A 20652-nucleotide genomic window follows, 5' to 3' on the forward strand; every position below is an offset into this window, starting at 1 on the left:
CACGTGCTGTTAAAACTTGGCTATTCCGAAACCGGCCGCAACCAAGGCGGCACGGTGTTATCTTACCACTGGAGACAAACATGGCCAAGTACCGCCAGAATCTGCCGCAACTCGCCAACAGAACATTCTTGAGCGATGGCGGCATGGAGACGACCCTCATCTTTCACGAAGGCCTCGACCTTCCGCATTTTGCTTCATTCACGCTGATGGCAACGCCTGAAGGCCGGCAGAAGCTCAAGGAATATTACGTCCGCTATCTGACCATTGCGCGCAGAGGCGGGACCGGGTTCATCCTCGACACGCCGACGTGGCGGGCCAACCCCGATTGGGGAACGTTGCTCGGCTACGGGCCGGAAGCGTTGCGGGCCGTCAACGAGAGCTCCATCGAGCTTCTTCTCGACCTGCGCAAGGAGTTCGAGACTGCCGAGACGCCTTGCGTCATCAGCGGCGCGATCGGGCCGCGCGGCGACGGCTACAAAGCTGGTAATATGGACGCCAACGAGGCGGAAGCCTATCATGCGGCGCAAATCGAGAGTTTCGCGCGGACCGAGGCCGACATGGTGGCGGCCTATACGCTCACCAATTTCCACGAGGCGATCGGCGTGGCGCGGGCGGCCAAGGCGCATGCGATGCCCTGTATGATCTCGTTCACCGTTGAGACCGACGGGAAGCTGGTGACCGGCATGACGCTCGGCGAGGCGATCGATAGGGTTGACGACGCCACGGACGGTGCGCCGGCCTACTATATGATCAACTGCGCACATCCGACGCATTTCATGCAGGCGCTGAAAAAGGGCGAGCGCTGGCTCGATCGCGTCTATGGCGTGAAGGCGAACGCTTCGGCCAAAAGCCATGCCGAACTGGACGAATCGGAGACGCTCGACGCGGGCGACCCGGACGACCTCGGGCGGCGCTACAGCGGGCTGAGAACCTCGTTTCCGACCATGCGCATCCTGGGCGGCTGCTGCGGCACCGACCACCGGCACATCGCAGCAATCTGCGAAGCCTGCGTGCCGCAGGCGGCGTAGGAGACTCTACCAGCCGCAGTTCCGCTGAGTTCCGAGGAACAAGGAACTGCGGCTGGGCCGAAAGGCAACGCAATCAAAACCGCACATCAGTTCCATAATCTATCTTATGCGACTTTCTGATGTGGCAGCCTATAGAGATAGAGCAGCCTATAGAGATAGAGATGAAGCGCAGCCGACCGGGCAATCGACTATTCCGACGCGGCGGGCTTGAGATCATGGAGGGCAGCACGTCCCTGCGCGGTTGCGCCCTGGCGGAACAACCCTCATCGATACGTGTTAGACCTTGAGACCGGCAATTGTGAAAGGGTGGAATTCAGATGTCCAACAAGTCTGAGCAGCCAGTCGCCAAGGCACAGATGATGATACGCAAGCCCGTCGCAGAGGTCTTTCGATCACTGATCGATCCGAGGATCACATCTCATTTCTGGTTTTCCAAGGGTGCCGCACCGTTGCAAGTGGGCGAAAGGGTCAGATGGGATTGGGAGATGTATGGCGTGCATACAATCGCCGACGTAAAGGCTATCGACCCGGACGAGCGAATCCTGATCGAGTGGAACGGGCCTGAAAATCCGAGTTTCGTCGAATGGACATTTAGATCGATAGAAGACGGTCAGACCTTCGTCACGGTCAGAAACTGGGGCTTTTCTGGCGGCGCGGAGGAAGCGATAAATTCCACCGAAGGATTCACAAACCTGTTAGCAGCCATGAAGTTCTACCTTGAGCATGGCATTGAGCCCAATCTCGTCCTAGATCATGCACCGAACGCTCGCGTTATCTGAGAGGCAACCGTTCGCTTCGATTCAGTCGACTGACTCAATCTCGCATTCGGACGACCCCATCCTGCACCTCTCAACACCGAAATTTTCAGCTAAGACCATCACAAAATGACCGCCTCGCCTCCCTTTCTCGGCTTTCCCGATCGCCTCGCCGATGGCCGCATGCCTCGTGCGGTGATCTTCGGAGCCGGTCACGGCAGCACTTATCCCGGCAAGGACAGCAGCGGCTATGCCTTGGCCGCCGACGCCATTCGCGCTGCGAGCCAAGACGATGCCGAGCTCGTCGAGCACTGGGATTTCGACCTCGGCGGCCCGCTGTTCGACGGCAAGCCGGTCTGCTGCATCGACGCCAGCGACATCCCGACCGCTATGCATGACAATGCCGGCAACCGGGCCCGGATCGAGGCGAAGACGCGCGAGGTCCTGGCATTGCCCGCCGTACCAATCCTGCTCGGCGGCGACGATTCCGTACCCATTCCCTTTCTCGCCGGCTTTGCGGATCACGGGCCGATCTGGATCCTGCAGATCGACGCCCATATCGACTGGCGCGACGAGTTGCATGGCGAACGCCACGGCTATTCGAACCCGATGCGCCGGGCGAGCGAGATGCCGCATGTCGCCGGCATCGTGCAGGTCGGCATCCGTGGCGTCGGCAGCGCACGCCTCACTGACATCGAAGCGGCGCGGCGCTATGGCAGCCGCTTCGTGACCGCCCGCGAGGTTCACGCCCAGGGCGTCGAAGCCGCACTCCAGCATATTCCGGAAGGAGTACGGGTCGTCGTCACCCTCGACTGCGACGGCCTCGACCCCGGCATCATGCCGGGCGTGGCGGCGCGTACGCCCGGCGGCCTCACCTATACGCAGGTGATCGACCTGATCGCGGGCCTCGGCAGGCGGGCCAAGATCGCAGGATTCGACCTTGTGGAGCTCTATCCCCCGGCCGACATTGACGGCCTGTCGGCGCTGACCGCCGCGCGCCTTCTCGTCAATGTGATCGGCACCATTGTTAGGCAGGTTTGAAACCTGGATTCCTCTCGTAGCTTCAACGCCCCCTCGCCGCCCATGGACGCCCCGACGGGGTTCGTTGTAAACATTCCCACCGCTTGTTTTGGAGGAGACGCAGCATGGACCGATTCACCGGCGGTTGCTTGTGCGGCAACGTCCGAATTGTGGCGTCGGGACTCCCATACCGGGTCGGCATTTGTCATTGTCTCGACTGCCGCAAGCATCATGGGGCCCTTTTTCACGCTTCCGCGGTGTTCCCCCAGGATGCGGTAACGATCGATGGCGAAACACGCGACTACGCCGGGCGGTTTTTCTGCCCCCGCTGCGGCTCGACCATTTTCGGGCGCACCGCAGACGAAATCGAAGTGAACCTGGGATCCCTGGATGCCCCCGACCAGCTGATGCCAACATACGAAAGCTGGATCATCCGTCGCGAATCCTGGTTGCCACCGTTTCCGCTCAAGAGACGATATGAGCGCGATCGTGACGCCACGGGTCGCTTTGAGGAGTAGGTCGCACGCACGAACGGTGCGAGTGGCCGTTTGGGAGGGTCACGCCGGCGCGTCACTCCGGAAGACCGGCCTTGCGGTAACCTTCAACGAAATGCTCAAGCGTCGCAGCGTCCCGGAATGGCTCCGTCGTGGCCCAGTGGCGGGTTGTGAAATGCGGGTTGCCGACGAGAAACAGCTCGACCTCTGCGCGCGCCTCGTCGAGTCGGCCGAGTTGGGCAAGGCTTGCCGCCAGGAAACGGCGTGAGCTTGTACGATAGGTCTCATCCCTGCGCAGTGTGTCGACAGCGGCTTCGTACTCGCGCGCAGCATATTGCGCCTGGCCGAGCGTCAGATAGTACCAACTTGCCGGAAACGGGTTCAGCCGGAACGCCTTGCGAATGTGCTCAAGCCCCTCCTCGACCCGCCCGGCCAAGACCGCGATGTCGGATAATGCCGCCCAGGCATCGGCCTCGTTCGGGTCGAGCTCGATCGCCTTGGCGAATTCCGCATCGGCCTCGGCGAAGCCGCGCTCATAGGCAAGCAGGTAAGCCAAAACCCAGCGGCAGCCGGCATCGTTGGGGTCGATCGCCACCGCTTTGCGCGCCAGTTCCAAAGCAACGCTACGGGATGTTTCGGTTGGTCCGCCAGAATGCACCCATCCCATCCAGTGATTCATGGCAAGCCAGCGATAGGCCTCGGCATATTCCGGATCGAGCGAAATCGCGCGGGTGAGCATCAGATGCGCTTCCTGCGCCGTCTGCGGCGAATCATCCATCAGCTTGCGCGCCCGCACGCACAGATCGTAAGCCTCGAGATTTTTGGGTCGATTGCGCGGCGGCGGTGCACGCAGCCGGCCGAGCAACGCCTCCACGATCTTGCCGGTGACCTCGTCCTGAACGGCAAAGACGTCTTCCAGGCTGCGATCGAAGCGTTCCGCCCACAGATGATCGCCACTCTCCGCGTCGACCAGCTGTGCGTTGACACGCACACGCCCCGCGGCGTGTCTTGCGCTACCCTCCAGCAGGTAGCGCACGCCAAGATCCTGTGCGATATCGCGCACGTCCGTCGCCTTTCCTTTGTAGGCAAAGACAGAGTTGCGTGCGATGACAAACAGGCCGGAGACCCTGGACAGGTCGGTGATCAGGTCTTCGGTCAAACCATCCGTGAAGGATTCCTGCTCGGGATCGTTGCTGATGTTAACAAAGGGCAGCACCGCTATCGATGGTTTGCCGGGCAGCGGCAAAGGTTTTCGCTTCGCGCCACCGAGCTGTTCGATGACCCCCGTGAACCGGTAGCCGACGCGCGGAACCGTGGAGATCCATTCACCGCCGTCGGTGGCCGGACCAAGCAGCTTCCTCAGTTGCGCGATCTGGACGGTGAGGTTGCCTTCCTCGACGGCAGTGCCCGGCCACGCCGCGTCCATCAACTCGGCCTTCTCAAGTATTTCGCCGGGCCGTCCGACGAGCGCCGCAAGCAGCTTCAACCCGCGGTAGCCAACGGCAACGGGGACATCGTTCCGAAGGAGTGTTCCCGCACCTGGATCAAGCACGAACGGACCAAAGGCAAAGCGCGATCCTTGCATACAGCGCATCTATAGCCGATTTGGAAGTTTTGAGAACTATTTGGGAGAGCTTAATTACGGCGCTGTTTGTATCCTGCAGAATTCAACCTCTTTCAGGTCGAGGGTCCCGGACCCTCAAACCATATGGAGGTTGCCATGAACGATACCCTTGCATCGGCGCCGCATCAGGCATCGCGGCCGGAAACGCCCGTGAGGCCGGCGGAAGTGTCGCGTCGGCACCTGACGACCCTGCGAAGCATTATCGCGACCTGGCGCGAGCGGACACGCTTTCGCTGGGAACTTAAGCAAATGTCGAAGGACAATCCCCACTTGATCGACGATATCGGTCTGACGAGACAGCAGGTCGAGGAAGAGATCGCCAAGCTGCCCTTCTGGCAACGATAAGGCGAATGCTGCAAAGACACCGGATCGCCAGTTTCCGCGTGCCGCAGTGGTTCGCCGGCGCGTCTCTAAATCGCTTTGACAGCTCGCTAGGAGATACGGCCTCGTCACAAATCTGCATTCAGCGCTTCATATAGCTCGACGATGACCAAATGCTGCCTCCTTATCATCGACCTGCTGAATGAGTATCTCGACCTGTGGGAAGCAGATAAAGCCGATCGACTGGTTCAGAATACCAACCGGCTGGTGGCCGCTTTCAGGAGTTTACAGCTCCCGGTGATCTGGGTGCGGCAGGAGTTCCGTTCGGATCTCAGCGACGCATTTCTTGAGATGCGCGACAAACGCATCGCCGTTACAATTCAGGGCACGAGAGGTGCCCTGCTTCACGCTGAGCTCGATTGGCAGCCAAGCGATGCGACGATAGTCAAGAAGCGCTACAGCGCGTTCTTCAAGACGGGACTTGACGAGCTACTGGCTGAATTTGGCGCCGGTGAACTGGTTTTATGCGGCGTCAATACACACGCCTGTATCCGTGTGGCTGCGGTGGACGCCTATCAACGAGATTTCCGAGTGGTCTTGGCCGAGGAATGCATCGGCTCCTACGACGCAGAGCACGCGCGCGTCTCCCTGGATTACATGAACGGCAAGATCGCCAAAATAGCGACTGTTTCAGAGATCGTTGAAGCTCTCAGTGCGACCTAGTGAACGTCTGAAAGGCACCGCAACTTGCCACCAGGCGGTCATGTCTCGAGTCACGGAGGTAGCTTCCCTGTTTCGGATGTAACCGAATTCCCCTCCCCGTGAAATTGTCCGGTAGTCCGCTGCTCCGATCATCGCGCTCCGGAAGTCAGGAGGATCGGATGGACAGTTACTTCGCTACCGAGCGCCACGATCAGATTCGGGATCGGGCACGGGTCTTTGCGGAGGCCGAGATCCGGCCCCGTATACCTGCCATGGAAGCCTCGCGGTCTGTAGACCATGACCTATCTTGGCTGATCGCCCGCCAGGGCTGGATCGGCATCACCATCGGCAAAGAATTTGGCGGCTTGGGTCTCGGGCATCTGGCCAAGACCATCGTCATCGAGGAAATCTCGCGCGTCAGCGGCGCCATGGGAGCGATGGTGCAGGCCTCGCAGCTAGGCGTCGCGAAAATTCTCCATTTCGGCAACGAAGCCCAGAAGCGGAAATGGCTTCCGGCCATAGCCAAGGGGGAATGTCTGCCGACCATTGCCGTAACCGAACACGAGTCCGGCAGCCACGTGCTCGGCATGGCATCGAACGCCGAGCGCGACGGGGACGCCTATATCCTCAACGGCCACAAGACGTATGTCGGCAATAGCCATGTCGGCGATCTGCATGGGGTGATCGTCCGAACCGGAGGCGGCTCGAAGGGTCTGTCCGCGTTCCTCGTAGAGGCGGATCGCCCCGGCTTCTCACGCGCTGCACTGAAGCCAGCGATGGGCCTGCACGGCTTCGGTTTTGGGGAACTTGTCTTCGACAACTGCCGGGTCCCCGTTGAAAACCTGCTCGGCAAGGAGGGCGACGGCCTGGCTGTGGCCTATTCTTCCAGCATCCTCTACGGAAGGCCCAACCTGACCGCCGTCGCGCTCGGAATCCACCATGCGCTTGTCGAGGAGACCGTGGCATTTGCCGCGCAGCAGCACCGTTACGGCAGCCCTCTTTGCGAACTTCCCACCATCAAGCAGAAACTCGGCCAGATGCAGTCGCGGCTGATGACCGCCCGGCTCGCCGCCTATCACGCCGTGCATATGCTGGACCGTGCCCTGCCTTGTGACGCTGAACTGATAAATGCCAAGCTGATCAACGTGGAGCACGCCTTGGATTCGGCCCGCAACGCCATGGAAGTGCATGCCGCTTGTGGATTGTTCGCCGACCGGCCCATCGAAAGGTTGTTGCGGGATGCGCACCACATCTTCGCGCCGGCGGGCACTTCTGACGTGCAGCTCCTCAGGTTGGCAGAGTTCGCCCTGGGCACATCGAAGACACAGTGGTCACAGCGGCTTGCTTCGTCGGCTGGATCGCAGGCCCACCATGAATGCCCAGTGTCCTACCAGCACTCTCCACCTTCGCGCGATGCAGCCACGAGCGATAGGCTCGTATCAGCCTGACCTTTTCTCGATTGCCATGCCTTCTACCCCCCGCGCTTCCAACTGAGGTCGATGCGCGATCAGGTGATTGTCTGACGTGAAAGAACCCCGAACTCGTGCGATCGACCAAGCCGAGCAGCGTCATATTTTCCCACAGAGCCGTCCATGAGACCGCCAGCAGGCGGCTGCCAACGGCCGACGAGCCATTGGCATATATCGTGTGGTCCGAGGTCGGACCCACCCGCACCGCGCATGGTCAGAATTCAATATCGCCGAAATCACCACCGCCATCGGAGCCGGCATCGTCTGCTTGGTCGGCTTGCTCTGGCTGTGGTGCCGGCGGTTCGGCTGCCTGCGCTTCGCCGCTTTCGCCAAACATGCCTGCGATCGCGTTGCCGAGAAGCACGCCGCCCGCCACACCCATCGCAGTCTGCGCGGCTCCGGCGAGGAAACCGCCGCCTGCCCCCTGCCGATCATTGCCAGAAAGCGGCTGCTCCGGTGCAGCGGCAGCGGTGCGCCCGACCCGCGGCACCGAACCCGAGCGCCTGGCGCCGCTGCCTCCGAAGAGGCCGCCAAGCAATCCGCCGCCGGCAGATTGCTGTGCCTGTTGTTCCAGTTCCTCGATGCGCGACTGTGCCGCGTTCAGGGCCTTGCTCTTGCACGACGATTGTTTGCGCCATGTAGTATGGCGCGCCAGGCTGTCGGGCAATCTGATCGTTGATGAAGCGTTCCGCTTCGGCATCGCGCGGCGGCGTCTGTCGCTCGACATTCGCAAGTTTCTCAAAAAGATTGCCAATCGCCTGCTGGTCGTTCCTGTTCATGGGAAGTAACTCCGGTCATTTGCGCGCGCCGCGTCCAGGACATTCTCGCGGCGCGCTCTACGTCCCTATTTATGCATGTCGCTGCTTCAAAACCGCTGCCGCGACATGCATTTGATTTGACGCAGCTATTCGCGCTCGCCGGTGAAGTTCAGCAGCAACTGGAAGATGTTGATGAAGTTCAGATAGAGCGAGAATGCACCGAAGACGGCTAGCTTCTGCTGCGATTCCGCACCAAAATTCTCCGCAAACTGCTCCTTGATCGTCTGCGTATCCCAGGCGGTGAGACCGATGAAGACGGCGATGCCGATCACCGAAATGGCGAACTGGAGCGCAGTCGAGCCGAGAAAGATGTTGACGATGCTGGCAATCACCACGCCGATCAGGCCCATGATCAGGAAGGACGAGAACTGGGTCAGGTCGCGTTTGGTCGTGTAGCCGTAAAGGCTGGTGGCGCCGAACATGGTGGCGGCGATGAAGAAGGTGCGCGCGATGCTCGTGCCGGTGAAGACCAGGAACACGGAGGCCAGAGACAGGCCCATCACCGCACAGAATGCCCAAAACATCGCTTGGGCGCCGGCCGCCGACATCGTCTGCATCTTGAACGAGAACAGCAGCACGAAGGCGAGCGGCGCCAACATCACCACCCACTTCAGCGGAGTGGAAAATATCGGGACGTAGAGGGCTGGCGTAGACGCCACTATGAAGGCGATCACGCCCGTAACGACGAGGCCGACTCCCATGTAGTTGTAGACGCGCAGCATGTGCTTGCGCAGGCCTTCGTCGAAGACGGCCCCGGTTTGGGCTCCGACGCCCGTGCGGTATCCTAGATTGGGGGTATTCATGCGAGTTCTCCTTGGTGAGGGTCAGTAAAGCGTTTTGGCGAGCGTCTCGGCGGTGCGATCGAGATCGCGGATACCGCTTCGGGCGACGACCGCGTAGGCGACTTCGCCGATCTGGAAATAGGCCGAGGAAATTTCGCCAGAGGGGGCGGCGGTCGGCTTGACCACGTCGAACGTTCCGGGCCTGATCGCGAAGAGCGAGACCAGTCCCAGGTCCCTTGTTTCGACAGCCATCTCGACGCTCGGGCCGAACCGCGACGGATAAATCTGGACGTCACGAACCTTCCAGTCCTTTGGCAGCGACGGCATGACGATCGCCGTGGCGGCGCGGATTTCGTCCGCATCGTAGTCAGGCGCTTCAGGCTGGGATGACATGGCCTCGCGCATGATTGTCGTCCCATGTGCCCGGATCGCCTCCTCCAGATAGGCGGGCGGCTGTGTCGAGGCGACGCCCTTCGTCACCGATATCGGCCCGACGATGCCGTTCGCCAGCCAGCCCGCGGTCAGCAGGACTGCGACTGCCGCAGCCCGGCGCAACGTGCCTAACACGCGACCCCGGGCCAGCCCGCGTTCCAGCCGCCGCGCCGCGTCGGCCGTTGCCGGCCGCGCCATGCCCTTGGATCCGGCAAGTGCCACGCGCAGTTCGTCGCGCGTCCTGAGGTCGGACATCACGCGAGCGGCGGCCTCCGGACGGGCGGAAAGAAATGCCTCGACCTCGATGCGGCGGGCAACGTCCAGCTGGTCGTCGACATAGGCGTCGAGATCGGCATCGGTCACCGGGTCGCGCAGTTCGTTCATCGCAGACATCACGGGCCTCCCACGATCCTGAGGTGGCTTTTCACACGCGCCGGCAATTTGTCCTCCATCTCACGGAGCGCCGCCCGCGCCCGGCCGATGCGCGACATCAGCGTTCCCAACGGCACGCCGCTGGCCTCGGCCGCCTGGCTGTAGGTAAGTCCCTCGATGGCGACGAGATGCAGCGCCGAGCGCTGCTCTTCCGGCAATTTGAAAAAGGCTTCGCGCACCTGCGCCAAGCGGACGGAATGCTCCTGGGGAGCCTGCATACTGGCGTCGGCAAGATACCCGGCCTGCTCGACGCGCGCCGCTTCAGACTTGCGGGACCGCAAGCCGTCAATGAAAGCGTTGTGGACGATCGACAGCAGCCATGCGCGCAGGTTTCCGCCGGATCGGAAGGTGCCGCGCCGCTCATAGGCGCGCACCAGCGCGTCATGCACCAGATCCTCTGCCTCGGCGCTGTCGCGCGTTAGCGAACGCGCGTAGCGCCGCAGGGAACCAAGCTGTCCTATGATATCGAAGCGTGGCATCGACCCTCTCATGTCCTGTTTACGGAGCATGGCAGGTTTTTAATCCCGCTCTTTGAATTTTTTGCGATCCGGGAAGGTCAGACATAACGGTGCAATGCCTCACCATCGCGCGTGCGGCTTCTTTGTCCGCGACCGAGCGGCCCTCCCCTCAGCCGCCACAATTCGCCGTGCGGCTTAGCGGCGCCGGGGATTTCGATGTTTACACGTGAATTAATTTGTGACGCGGAAAATCGCGAAGGTGTCATCTTTTTCGGGGCACTTGCGAGTTATAGGCAGGAAACATTCACCGCCGAATCTTCCCTTCGCCGACGGTCCTTTGGCCCGCTTTGTTCCACGAATTATCGACCCGATATGACAAGCCCCGACACGACAGGTAATGCGCCAACCCAGCGGGATACCCGCATCGATGTCTTCCGCGCGCTAGCGCTACTGACGATCTTCGTCAACCATGTGCCCGGGACGGTCTTCGAGTATTTCACGCACAAGAATTTCGGCTTTTCCGATTCGGCCGAAGCCTTCGTGCTGATTTCTGGTATCGCTGTCGGGCTCGCCTACGGACAGAAGTTCCGGCCGGGAAACCGGTTGCTCATCACCCTGAAGGCCTGGCGGCGCGCGGGTGTCCTCTATGTCACCCACGTCATGACCACCGTGGCGACGCTGGCGATCTTCTCGGCAGCTGCACTGCATTTCTCGCGGCCCGATCTTTTGAAGCTGATCAACATCCAGATGATCATCGAGGACACGCCGGAAGCGCTGCTCGGCATCGCCGCGCTCGGGCATCAGATCGGCTACAACAACATTCTTTCCATGTATGCCGTGGTGCTTCTGATGATGCCGCTTTTCCTGTGGATCGGCACGTTCAGCCTGCGGCTGATGCTCGCTGCGTCCGCTGCCCTCTGGCTCATCGCCGGCATTTTCCAGATCGCGCCTTCGAATTTTCCCGGCGACGGCTTCTGGTTCCTGAACCCGCTCTCCTGGCAATTTCTGTTTGTCATCGGGATCGCCGGCATGCTGCATGTCAAGCGCGGCGGCGAAATCCGCTTCAACTGGATGATGACGAGCGCGGCCGTCGGGTATCTGGTCGGCGCGCTGATTTGGGTGCGGCTGCCGCTGTGGGGCATCGAGACGGCCTCCGGCCTGCCTACCGTGCTGACCGGTTTCGATAAGACATTCCTGTCGCTGTCGCGGCTCATGCACATTCTGGCGATCGCCTATCTGATCGTGACGCTCCCGGCGCTTTCCAACCTGGCGAGGACCAGGCCCGGACACCCGCTCGCGGTTCTCGGCAAGCATTCGCTGCCGGTCTTCATCGCCGGAACGATCCTCGCCATGATTGCGCAGGTCATGAAGGTCGTCAGCCCAGGCGGGTTGCTCTACGACACGATCCTGATCACGACAGGCATCGCGCTGCAGTTCGGCTTCGCCTATTACCTCGAATGGTTGCCGCGGATCGGTTGGGGTGCCAAGAAGCAGCAACCTGCCGCTGCCTTGCCGTCTGCTGCCCTCAAGCCAGCGTGATAGAACGGCGCGACGCGCCGTGCCATCAAGGCCTTTCGCCGGGTGCGAGCCTCTCCTCGAGGCACGCTATGGATTTCTATGTCCAGTCCCGGTTGGCGGTTTTCAACTTGGCGCAAATGAAAACCGCTGGCGCAGCACGGCCGATTTGCGTATCACTCCGCCGCCAACGGAACCGCGCCGATGTTTGAAGATCTTCAGCCTGCCCCAGCCGACAAGATCCTTGCTTTGATTGGCCTCTATCGCGCCGATCCCCGCCCCGACAAGGTCGACCTCGGCGTCGGCGTCTACAAGGATCGCGATGGCAAGACGCCGGTGATGCGCGCCGTGCGCGAAGCCGAAAAGCGATTGCTGCAGAGCCAGGATACCAAGACCTATCTCGGCCTTGCCGGCGATACCGGCTTCAACACGGCGATGGCGAGGCTGGTCTTTGGCCCTGCGGCCGAGCTTACACGCATACGTGCGGCGCAGGCGCCCGGCGGCTCAGGCGCGCTGCGGCTGGTGGCTGAGCTGCTCAAGAGGACGCGATCGGACGCAACGATCTGGCTGTCGGACCCGACATGGCCGAACCACATGCCGGTGATGCGCGCCGCCGGCTTGCAGATACGCGAATATCCCTATTTCGACGCTGCCTCAGGTGCTGTTTGCTTCGCCGACATGATGAGCGCGCTGGCGACCGCCAAGAGCGGCGACGTAGTGCTGCTGCATGGTTGCTGCCACAATCCGACAGGCGCCAATCTGGACATCGCGCAGTGGGCTGAAATAGCCGACCTTGTCGTCGAGCGCGGCCTGCTGCCGTTTGTCGACATTGCTTATCAGGGCTTTGGCGAAGGCCTGGACGCAGACGCCGCCGGCTTGCGCCTGCTGGCTGAAAAAGTTCCGGAGATGGTCGTTGCCTCGAGCTGCTCGAAAAACTTTGCCGTGTATCGCGACCGTGTCGGCGCGGCGATGATCCTGGCTAAAGACGGCGCGCAGGCGGATGTGGCAATGAGCCAGATGCTGTCGGCGGCGCGCGCCATGTACTCGATGCCGCCGGACCATGGCGCGGCCGCGGTGCGCACTGTGCTTGAAGACGCCACGCTGCGCGCCGACTGGGAAGCGGAGCTAGAGGAGATGCGCCTGCGCATGCTGCGGCTTCGGGTGCAGTTCGCCGAAGCGCTGCGGCGGCAGTCCAATTCCGATCGCTTCGATTTCGTCGCCAGCCATCGCGGCATGTTTTCCCGGCTTGGCCTGTCCGAAGCGCAGGTCGAGCGGCTGCGCGCCGAGCACGGCGTCTATATGGTCGGTGACAGCCGCATCAATGTCGCCGGTCTGCCGGAAGACGGTATGGACGCGCTCGCCAAGGCGATCGTCTCCGTGCTCGACTGAGGCGTTGAGCAGCGCTGTGGACAATCGCCCCTCGCCGTCCGACGGCGTTGGCTACGCGGTCGGACGCAGGCTAGCATCCGGCCGATGAAACCTTCGAAGGACATTTCCCGGCTGATTGAGATCATTGCGGCGCTGCGGGCCCCGGAAACCGGCTGTCCGTGGGACATCGAGCAGGATTTCTCGACCATCGCGCCTTACACGATCGAGGAAGCCTACGAGGTGGCGGACGCCATCGCGCGCGGCGACCTGGACGATCTGCGCGACGAGCTCGGCGACCTTCTGCTGCAGGTCGTCTACCACGCGCAGATGGCCGAGGAGGCTGGTGAATTCGCTTTTGGCGACGTGGTCCAGGCCATCACCACGAAAATGATCCGCCGCCACCCGCATGTCTTCGGCGATGAGAAGGCGCGCAGCGCCGGCATGGCCAAGGGTATGTGGGAAAAGAGCAAGGCCGAGGAGAAGGCTGAGAAACGCAGCGCCCGCCTCGCCCGCGGGCACGATCCGGAGGATCACGGCAAGGGTTTTCTGGACAGCGTACCGGTCGCCCTGCCCGCTTTGACCCGGGCGCTCAAGCTGCAGGAGAAAGCTGCCCGCGTCGGCTTCGACTGGAGCGAGGCCACGCCGATCCTCGACAAGATAGAGGAAGAGATCGGCGAGTTGCGCGGGGCCTTGGCCAAGGGCGATACGGCTTCGATCAAGGACGAGTTCGGCGACATGCTGTTTGCCGTCGTCAATCTCGGGCGTCATCTCAAGGTCGATTCCGAAGCGGCGCTCAGCGGCACCAACGAGAAATTCCGGTCGCGGTTCCACTACGTCGAGCAAGCGCTGGAAGCGTCCGGAAACACGCTGGAAAAGGCCTCGCTCGACGAGATGGAGGCGTTTTGGCAGCAAGCCAAGAGCGCGAAGTAACAGCGACTATCCGTTGTTTTTACGGTGCAATCGGCTTTCTATCTCTTCATGCGCGCTTTGCGTCGCCTTGAGCGCGACGGTCACGCCGCCATCTTCATTGTCGGTGCGCGAGACGACGTTGCCATTGCGGTAGAGCCAGTCGACGAGCCCGAGCTGCTCAGGCTTGAGCGTGATGGTCAGCGTTTCCAGCTCGCCTGAAACTCTTGTCTCAATGATCGCCTTCAGCACATCGATGCCCTCGCCGGTGGCGGCCGATATGGCAATCGGCGGCGTCTTGTTGCCATCGGCGCCATCGGCAAGAAGCCGAGCCCTGTTGCCTTCGTCGAGCAGGTCAATCTTGTTCCACACTTCGATGACGCGCTTGCTGTCGCCGGCATCGACGCCGAGATCGGCAAGGATCCGCTCGACATCCTCGGCCTGGGCGGCCGTGTCGGGGTCCGAAATATCGCGCAGATGGATGACGAGATCGGCCTCGACCACCTCTTCCAGCGTGGCCCGGAAGGCCGCGATCAGATGCGTCGGCAGGTCCGAAATGAAACCGACCGTGTCCGAAAGGATGACCGGCGTGCCGTGCGGCAGCCGCACCCGACGCAGTGTCGGGTCGAGCGTGGCAAACAACATGTCCTCGGCCAGCACCCCTGCTCCGGTCAGTTTGTTGAACAGCGTCGACTTGCCGGCATTGGTGTAGCCGACGATCGCCACCACCGGGAAAGGCACCTTCTTGCGCTTGGCGCGGTGCAGGTCACGGGTGCGCCGCACTGTTTCCAGCTCGAGCTTCAGCTTCTTGATCTTGTCCTGCAGGGCGCGGCGATCCGATTCGATCTGCGTTTCGCCAGGGCCGCCGAGAAAGCCAGCGCCGCCGCGCTGGCGCTCGAGGTGAGTCCAGCTTCGCACGAGCCGGCCCTTCTGATAGTTGAGGTGCGCAAGATCAACCTGCAGCGTGCCTTCCTTGGTCCGCGCGCGCTCGCCGAAAATTTCCAGGATCAGCCCGGTGCGATCCAGCACTTTGGCGTTCAACTCTTTTTCCAGATTGCGCTGCTGCACCGGCGTCAGCGGATGGTCGACAATGACCAGTTCGGCATGGCCCTGTTTGACGATCTCGGCGAACTCCGCGACCTTGCCGCTGCCGAGCAAGGTCGCCGGGCGCGGATCGTTGACGGTCACCACCGCGGTATGGATCGGGTCGAGGTCAATGGCTTGGGCAAGGCCAACCGCCTCGTTGTGGCGGGCCTCGGCGGAACGCGTCAAGCGCGGACGATTCGTGTCTTCGTCGCTGCGCGGCTGGCGGGTAAGCACAGGCACGATAACCACAGCCCGGGTCGGGCCTTCGGCTTCCGTCCCCGGCTGATATGCTGATTTTTCGCGAACGCTGCGGTCCGCGTCTTTCCTACGTGCCAATCAGGCGCCCTGGCTTTCCTCACCATCGAACATCTGAACCGGCTGGCTCGGCATGATCGTGGAAATGGCGTGCTTGTAGACGAGCTGGGAATGGCCGTCTCGACGCAGCAGAACACAGAAATTGTCGAACGAAGTGACCACACCGGTCAGCTTCACGCCGTTGATGAGAAAGATGGTGAGTGGGTTCTTGCTTTTGCGAACTGAATTCAGGAACAGGTCCTGAAGATTTTGCGATCGTTCCGCCATTGTTCTTGTCTTTCGCCGATCCCCTTCGGTTTGCAACTCAATGCGCCAAATTACCCGGCACGTGTCAAGCACGCAAACACCATCTTGCCGTCAATAACGACAAGCAGAACGAGATATATTGATGTTCATTCCACCTGTGCGGTTATCAGGCTGGACTTTTTTCCGCAACGTCAAAAAAGGCTTGCCGCAAGGAAAGTGTTATCGAGCCCGGATGGCCGTTAGCGACGGGTGCACCGTCGATCGCCACGATCGGCATGGCGATCGTGGTCGCGGAGCTGATGAAAACCTCGCGCGCGGCCTTGGCCTCGGCGACCGAAAAGCCGCGCTCCTCGATTTTCAGGCCGAGCTTGGCGGCTACCTCGAACAGCGTGGTGCGGGTGATGCCGCGCAGGATGCCGTGCTCGGCCGGACGCGTCACCAGCACGCCATCCCTGGTGATGATCCAGGCATTCGACGATCCACCTTCCTTGACGGTGCCGTCGGCATCGACGAACCAGGCCTCCTGGGCGCCGGCTTCCTTAGCCTTCTGCTTGGCGAGCACATTTGGCAACAGGCCGACCGACTTGATATCTACCCGGTCCCAACGATTCTCCGGCACGGTGATAACCTTGATACCGCTTTCGGCCCTCTTCGCGGCAGCAGCGGGGTCGGCTTTCCTGGCGGTCACCACCAGCGACGGCTTCGTGCCCGCCGCCGGAAAAATAAAGTCACGGCTGGCGACGCCACGCGTCACCTGAAGATAGACCAAGCCATCGGTGACATGGTTGCGGCGGACCACCTCGCGCAAAATAATCGGCAACACGCCCCGCGTGACCGGCCAGTCGATCGACAATTCGGTCAGCGAGCGGTTCAGCCGTCCGAGATGGCGAGGCATATCGACGATGAAGCCGCGCGCCACCTCGCAAACCTCGTAGACGCCATCGGCGAACTGATAGCCGCGGTCCTCGATATGGACGAAAGCGTCGCCGTGAGCGACATAGCGCCCGTTCACATAGGCAATGCGCGGCATGAGGTCACCCCTGGAGAAGTCAGCGCATGGGTCATGCGCAAAAATCAAAATGCTACAGCGTCCTTTGCGCGTCCCAAAAGACGCGCGGCGCTTTCTTATGCGATTCCGCCAGCGCCGTAACCGATAATTGCGTAGGCCACCATTGGATTGGCTATCAGACGCCCAGCGACTTCAGCTTGCGGTGAAGCGCCGAGCGTTCCATGCCGATGAACTCGGCCGTTTTCGAGATGTTGCCGCCAAAACGGTTGATCTGGGCGATCAGATAATCCTTTTCGAACTGTTCGCGCGCCTCACGCAGCGGCAGCGCCATGATGTGCTGATCGGATTGGTTTGGCGTGCGCGGCATGACATCGCCGATCTCGGCAGGCAAGAGGTCGGCGGTGATCGGCGCATCGATATCGTCGCCGCGCGCCAGGATCATCAGCCGCTCGACATTGTTGCGCAACTGGCGGACGTTGCCCGGCCAGTTGTGCGCCTGCAGTACCGCCAGCGCGTCGTCGCCGATGCGCCGCGGCCGGATGCCGGCCTGGCGGGCGATCTGCTTCATGAAATTGTCGACCAAATAGGGAATGTCCTCCCGCCGTTCGGCCAGTCCCGGTACCATCACCGGAACCACCGCCAGGCGGTGATATAGATCCTCCCGGAAACGACCGTCGGCGATCATCGCCTCCAGGTTCTGCGAGGTCGATGAAATGATTCGGACATCGACCTTGACCCGCTTGGTGCCCCCTACCCGCTCGAACTGCTGTTCGACCAGCACACGCAGAATCTTGTTTTGCGTTTCGCGCGGCATGTCGGCCACTTCGTCGATGTAGAGAATGCCGCGATGGGCTTCCTCAAGCGCGCCGACCTTGCGTTCGACACCGTTTGATTCGGTGCCGAACAGCTCGACCTCCATGCGTTCGGGCGTGATGTTGGCAGCGCTAAGCGTGACGAACGGTGCCCCCTTGCGCGCCGACAGCGTGTGGATAGCGCGTGCCGCGAGTTCCTTGCCCGACCCGGACGGGCCGATGATCATGACGCGGCTATTGGTCGGCGCGACGCGCTCGATAGTCTGGCGCAACTGGCTCATCGCCGACGACATGCCGATCAGGTCGAAGGTTTCGCCGCTGCGCAGCTTGAGGTCCGAAACCTCGCGTCTCAGTTTCGAGGTTTCAATCGCACGCTCGGCGATGAGGATCAGCCTGTCGGCCTTGAACGGCTTCTCGATGAAGTCATAGGCGCCGCGACGTATGGCTGAGACCGCTGTTTCGATGTTGCCGTGGCCCGAGATCATCACCACGGGCAGGCTCGGATGCATCGTCTTGATCTCGTCCAGCAGCGCCAGTCCGTCCAGACGTGAGCCTTGCAGCCAAATGTCGAGGAAAATCAGCCTCGGCGCCCGGTCGGCGATCGCCGCGAGGGCGCTGTCGGCATCGAATGCCGTGCGGGTTTCGTGACCTTCGTCGCTCAGGATACCGGCGACAAGTTCGCGGATGTCTTCCTCGTCATCGACGATGAGAATGTCAGACGCCATTACCGACCTTTTCAGTTTCTCTTTCGTGTTCCGTCCTGCCTTCGCCGCTCGACGGCACGGTGGCGGCAAGCGGCAGGATGATGCTGATCATCGCGCCTCGCCCGCCGTGGAAATCCACCGGCGCGTCATGCAGTTCGAGCCGGCCGCCATGGTCTTCCACTATCTTCTTGACGATAGCGAGGCCAAGCCCCGTGCCCTTCTCGCGTGTCGTCATGTAAGGCTCGAGCAATCGCTGACGATTCTCGCGCGGCAAGCCCTTGCCATTGTCGATGACGTCAATGCGAATCGCGCCATTCTGGCGCCCGGCTTGAATCCGGATTATGCCGTGCGAGCGGTCCTTTTGATCAAGTCCGTCGATCGCCTCGGCTGCGTTCTTGATAATATTGCCAAAAGCCTGCGCCATCAGGCGGCTGTCGAAAGTGCCCTTGAGCGGTTCGTTGCCGAATACGCGCTCGAAGGTGATATCGGCGCGGCTCACTTCGACGAGGAACGAGGCTTCGCGCAACGACTCGCGCAAATCGAGGGCCTTCATTTCGGGCTTGGGCATGCGTGCGAAAGCGGAGAACTCGTCGACCATGCGGCCGATATCCTCCACCTGCCTGATGATCGTGTCGGTGCACTGATCGAAAACCTCGCGGTCTTCGGTGATGACTTTGCCGTAACGGCGCTTGATGCGCTCGGCGGAAAGCTGGATCGGTGTCAGCGGGTTCTTGATCTCGTGGGCGATGCGCCGCGCCACATCCGCCCATGCCGAGGAACGCTGCGCCTGGACCAGATCGGTGATGTCGTCGACCGTCACGACATAGGATTTCTCCTCCGAACCGTCGTCGCCGGCCTCGACCGTGATCTGCACGTTGAAGGTCCGCTCCGTGCCGGCGCGATAGAAGGTCACCTGCTCGCGGTGGACAGGCTTTCCCGACTTGCGGCCGATCTCGAAGACGCGGCCGACATGCGGCAGCACGGCGGAGAGATTTTGCCCGAGTGCGGCAGTGGCGGAAATGGCCAGCATCGTTTCGGCCGATCGGTTGACGATGGTGACGATACCATAGGGATCGACGCCGATGACGCCGGCGGTGACGCCGGCAAGCACGGCTTCCGAAAAACGCCGCCGCTCGTCGATCAAATCCTTGGCGGACAGAATCTCGTTACGCTGCGATTTCAGTTCCAGCAGCATCTTGTTGAAGGTGTCGCCGAGCGAGGCGACGTCGCCGTCGGAGGGCCGAACGGGCACGGCAACGTCGAGATTGCCGGTCGCAACCTCGTCGGCCGCGCCGATGAGCTGGCGGATGGGCCGCACCAGGCGATCAGCCACGGCAATGCCGGTCCAGATGGCGGACAGAATGATGATAAGCGTCAGCGACAGGTAGGGAAGTGCGAAGGCCACCTGCGACGTGCGGCGATTGGCTTCCAGACCGCGATATTCGTCGGTGTTGGACCTGACAATCTGCCGCGCCTTGATCACCTCGGGATCGACCAGGCGGATGGTGTAGAGATAAAGCCCTTCGATCTCGCGCAGCTTGACGATGGCGCCCATGATGTTGCGCGTCTTCGGCTCGATCAGCACCGGCCTGCCGTCGGCGGCACTGCTCATGGCGCCTTCCGGCGGCTCCGGCATGGCGAAATCGGCGTCGGTCTTGGCGCTCATGACGAATGAACCGTCTGGCTTGACCAGCGCGGCATGGGCCAGCGAGCGTCCGACGGCTTCCTTGTTCATGAGGTCGAGGAAGCCGGTTCTATCGAGGCCATAGAGCGTGCGGGAGGCGTCGAGATCGTAGGCCATCGACAGGGTCGTTCCCTGGAGATTGCGCGCGTTCTCCTGCACATAGGCATCGGCGATCGACAGCGACGAATTGACGATCGTCTTGGTGCGGATCTCGAACCAGCGATCAAGACCAATGTCGAGTGTGATCGACGCGATGATCGCCACCATGATGGCGGGAATCGCGGCGACTAGCGCGAACATCGCGACGATCCGTACATGCAGCCGCGACGCCGCCTTGCCGCGCCGGCGCGCCATCAAAATGCGATGCACTTCGCGACCGACCAGCGCAATCAGAAACACGATGAACGCCGCGTTGAGGGCGATGAGCGCCAGCGTCGTCCTCTCGTCCGGCGTGATCGGCGTGGCACCGACGAGAATGGCGAAGGAGATCGCCGCCGTAACCAGCGCACCGGCAACTGCCACCACGCCGGGCAGCGCAAGCAGCCGGCGCCCTTCCCTTGTGCCGGGTTCGCTAAAAAGCGGTTCGCTCAGTGTCGGTGCCTGTGAAGCCATGTCGCCGTCTAGAGCCAGTGATTGCGTCGGATGTATGCAACGCATTGTGGCGATTATGCA

20 protein-coding genes and 1 pseudogene are annotated in these 20652 nt (G+C 61.6%); 10 read left to right on the forward strand and 11 right to left on the reverse strand.

What is annotated here, in order from left to right; all coding sequences use genetic code 11:
• The first annotated feature begins 80 nt into the window (after positions 1-80).
• The 4 genes from EOB36_RS11495 to EOB36_RS11510 all read left to right on the forward strand — a co-directional run bounded on the left by EOB36_RS11495 (position 81) and on the right by EOB36_RS11510 (position 3321).
• The gene (locus EOB36_RS11495; RefSeq protein WP_095488638.1) at positions 81-1028 is read left to right on the forward strand and encodes a homocysteine S-methyltransferase family protein; all 948 of its coding nucleotides are present in this window, start codon (positions 81-83) and stop codon (positions 1026-1028) included.
• A 317-nt stretch (positions 1029-1345) separates the two neighbouring features.
• Positions 1346-1807, forward strand: coding sequence for an SRPBCC family protein (locus EOB36_RS11500; RefSeq protein ID WP_128284882.1), 462 nt, complete (start codon positions 1346-1348; stop codon positions 1805-1807).
• 105 nt (positions 1808-1912) lie between these two features.
• Positions 1913-2824: an agmatinase gene (locus EOB36_RS11505; RefSeq protein WP_128241040.1), complete on the forward strand. Its 912-nt coding sequence runs from the start codon at positions 1913-1915 to the stop codon at positions 2822-2824.
• Between the two features lie 104 nt (positions 2825-2928).
• Positions 2929-3321: a GFA family protein gene (locus EOB36_RS11510; RefSeq protein WP_095488635.1), complete on the forward strand. Its 393-nt coding sequence runs from the start codon at positions 2929-2931 to the stop codon at positions 3319-3321.
• Positions 3322-3373: 52 nt separating this feature from the next.
• Here the strand turns inward: EOB36_RS11510 and EOB36_RS11515 are convergent, their stop codons facing one another.
• The gene (locus tag EOB36_RS11515) at positions 3374-4882 is read right to left on the reverse strand and encodes a winged helix-turn-helix domain-containing tetratricopeptide repeat protein (protein WP_128284883.1); all 1509 of its coding nucleotides are present in this window, start codon (positions 4880-4882) and stop codon (positions 3374-3376) included.
• 135 nt (positions 4883-5017) lie between these two features.
• Here EOB36_RS11515 and EOB36_RS11520 point away from each other — a divergent pair, with 135 nt between their 5' ends.
• The 3 genes from EOB36_RS11520 (at position 5018) to EOB36_RS11530 (ending at position 7392) form a co-directional block, all read left to right on the forward strand.
• The gene (locus EOB36_RS11520; RefSeq protein ID WP_095488669.1) at positions 5018-5266 is read left to right on the forward strand and encodes a DUF1127 domain-containing protein; all 249 of its coding nucleotides are present in this window, start codon (positions 5018-5020) and stop codon (positions 5264-5266) included.
• A gap of 141 nt (positions 5267-5407) precedes the next feature.
• A complete protein-coding gene (locus EOB36_RS11525; protein WP_127293999.1) occupies positions 5408-5965 on the forward strand; it encodes a cysteine hydrolase in 558 nt (185 codons plus the stop codon).
• Between the two features lie 158 nt (positions 5966-6123).
• Positions 6124-7392 (forward strand): acyl-CoA dehydrogenase family protein, encoded by a 1269-nt coding sequence (locus EOB36_RS11530; RefSeq protein ID WP_128284884.1) that lies wholly within the window; start codon positions 6124-6126, stop codon positions 7390-7392.
• Between the two features lie 235 nt (positions 7393-7627).
• Here the strand turns inward: EOB36_RS11530 and EOB36_RS11535 are convergent, their stop codons facing one another.
• From EOB36_RS11535 to EOB36_RS11550, 5 genes and pseudogenes are all read right to left on the reverse strand, one after another.
• Positions 7628-8113, reverse strand: a complete 486-nt coding sequence (locus tag EOB36_RS11535; protein ID WP_245467758.1) for a DUF2076 family protein — start codon at positions 8111-8113, stop codon at positions 7628-7630.
• A pseudogene (locus EOB36_RS35085) lies at positions 8079-8192 on the reverse strand (DUF2076 domain-containing protein); the annotation flags it as partial. The gene EOB36_RS11535 and the pseudogene EOB36_RS35085, both read right to left, overlap by 35 nt.
• A 125-nt stretch (positions 8193-8317) precedes the next feature.
• Positions 8318-9034, reverse strand: coding sequence for a Bax inhibitor-1/YccA family protein (locus EOB36_RS11540; protein WP_095488631.1), 717 nt, complete (start codon positions 9032-9034; stop codon positions 8318-8320).
• Between the two features lie 21 nt (positions 9035-9055).
• The gene (locus tag EOB36_RS11545; protein ID WP_128284893.1) at positions 9056-9829 is read right to left on the reverse strand and encodes an anti-sigma factor; all 774 of its coding nucleotides are present in this window, start codon (positions 9827-9829) and stop codon (positions 9056-9058) included.
• Between the two features lie 8 nt (positions 9830-9837).
• Complete coding sequence (locus EOB36_RS11550) at positions 9838-10356, reverse strand: sigma-70 family RNA polymerase sigma factor (RefSeq protein ID WP_245330029.1); 519 nt, start codon at positions 10354-10356, stop codon at positions 9838-9840.
• 351 nt (positions 10357-10707) lie between these two features.
• Here EOB36_RS11550 and opgC point away from each other — a divergent pair, with 351 nt between their 5' ends.
• The 3 genes from opgC (at position 10708) to mazG (ending at position 14148) form a co-directional block, all read left to right on the forward strand.
• Positions 10708-11874, forward strand: a complete 1167-nt coding sequence (gene opgC / locus EOB36_RS11555) for an OpgC domain-containing protein (protein WP_095488629.1) — start codon at positions 10708-10710, stop codon at positions 11872-11874.
• Positions 11875-12054: 180 nt separating this feature from the next.
• Positions 12055-13239, forward strand: a complete 1185-nt coding sequence (locus EOB36_RS11560; RefSeq protein WP_128284885.1) for an amino acid aminotransferase — start codon at positions 12055-12057, stop codon at positions 13237-13239.
• Positions 13240-13323: 84 nt separating this feature from the next.
• Positions 13324-14148 carry a nucleoside triphosphate pyrophosphohydrolase gene (mazG, locus tag EOB36_RS11565; protein ID WP_128284886.1) on the forward strand — a complete coding sequence of 275 codons (825 nt, stop codon included), beginning with the start codon at positions 13324-13326 and terminating at the stop codon, positions 14146-14148.
• Positions 14149-14154: 6 nt separating this feature from the next.
• Here mazG and hflX read toward each other — a convergent pair whose 3' ends face one another.
• From hflX to EOB36_RS11590, 5 genes are all read right to left on the reverse strand, one after another.
• Entirely contained in the window at positions 14155-15546 is a 1392-nt protein-coding gene (gene hflX / locus EOB36_RS11570; RefSeq protein ID WP_128284887.1) for a GTPase HflX, read from the reverse strand.
• Entirely contained in the window at positions 15547-15792 is a 246-nt protein-coding gene (gene hfq, locus EOB36_RS11575; protein ID WP_006202172.1) for an RNA chaperone Hfq, read from the reverse strand.
• 145 nt (positions 15793-15937) lie between these two features.
• On the reverse strand, positions 15938-16801 hold the full coding sequence (locus EOB36_RS11580; protein WP_127294011.1) for a D-amino-acid transaminase: 864 nt from the start codon (positions 16799-16801) through the stop codon (positions 15938-15940).
• A 154-nt stretch (positions 16802-16955) separates the two neighbouring features.
• Entirely contained in the window at positions 16956-18317 is a 1362-nt protein-coding gene (locus tag EOB36_RS11585) for a sigma-54 dependent transcriptional regulator (protein ID WP_027153990.1), read from the reverse strand.
• A complete protein-coding gene (locus tag EOB36_RS11590; RefSeq protein WP_164759221.1) occupies positions 18307-20592 on the reverse strand; it encodes a PAS domain-containing sensor histidine kinase in 2286 nt (761 codons plus the stop codon). The genes EOB36_RS11585 and EOB36_RS11590 overlap by 11 nt, the downstream gene beginning before the upstream one ends.
• Positions 20593-20652 lie beyond the last annotated feature (60 nt).

The sequence above is a fragment of the Mesorhizobium sp. M6A.T.Cr.TU.017.01.1.1 genome, from assembly GCF_004023115.1.
GTDB classification, from domain to species: domain Bacteria; phylum Pseudomonadota; class Alphaproteobacteria; order Rhizobiales; family Rhizobiaceae; genus Mesorhizobium; species Mesorhizobium mediterraneum.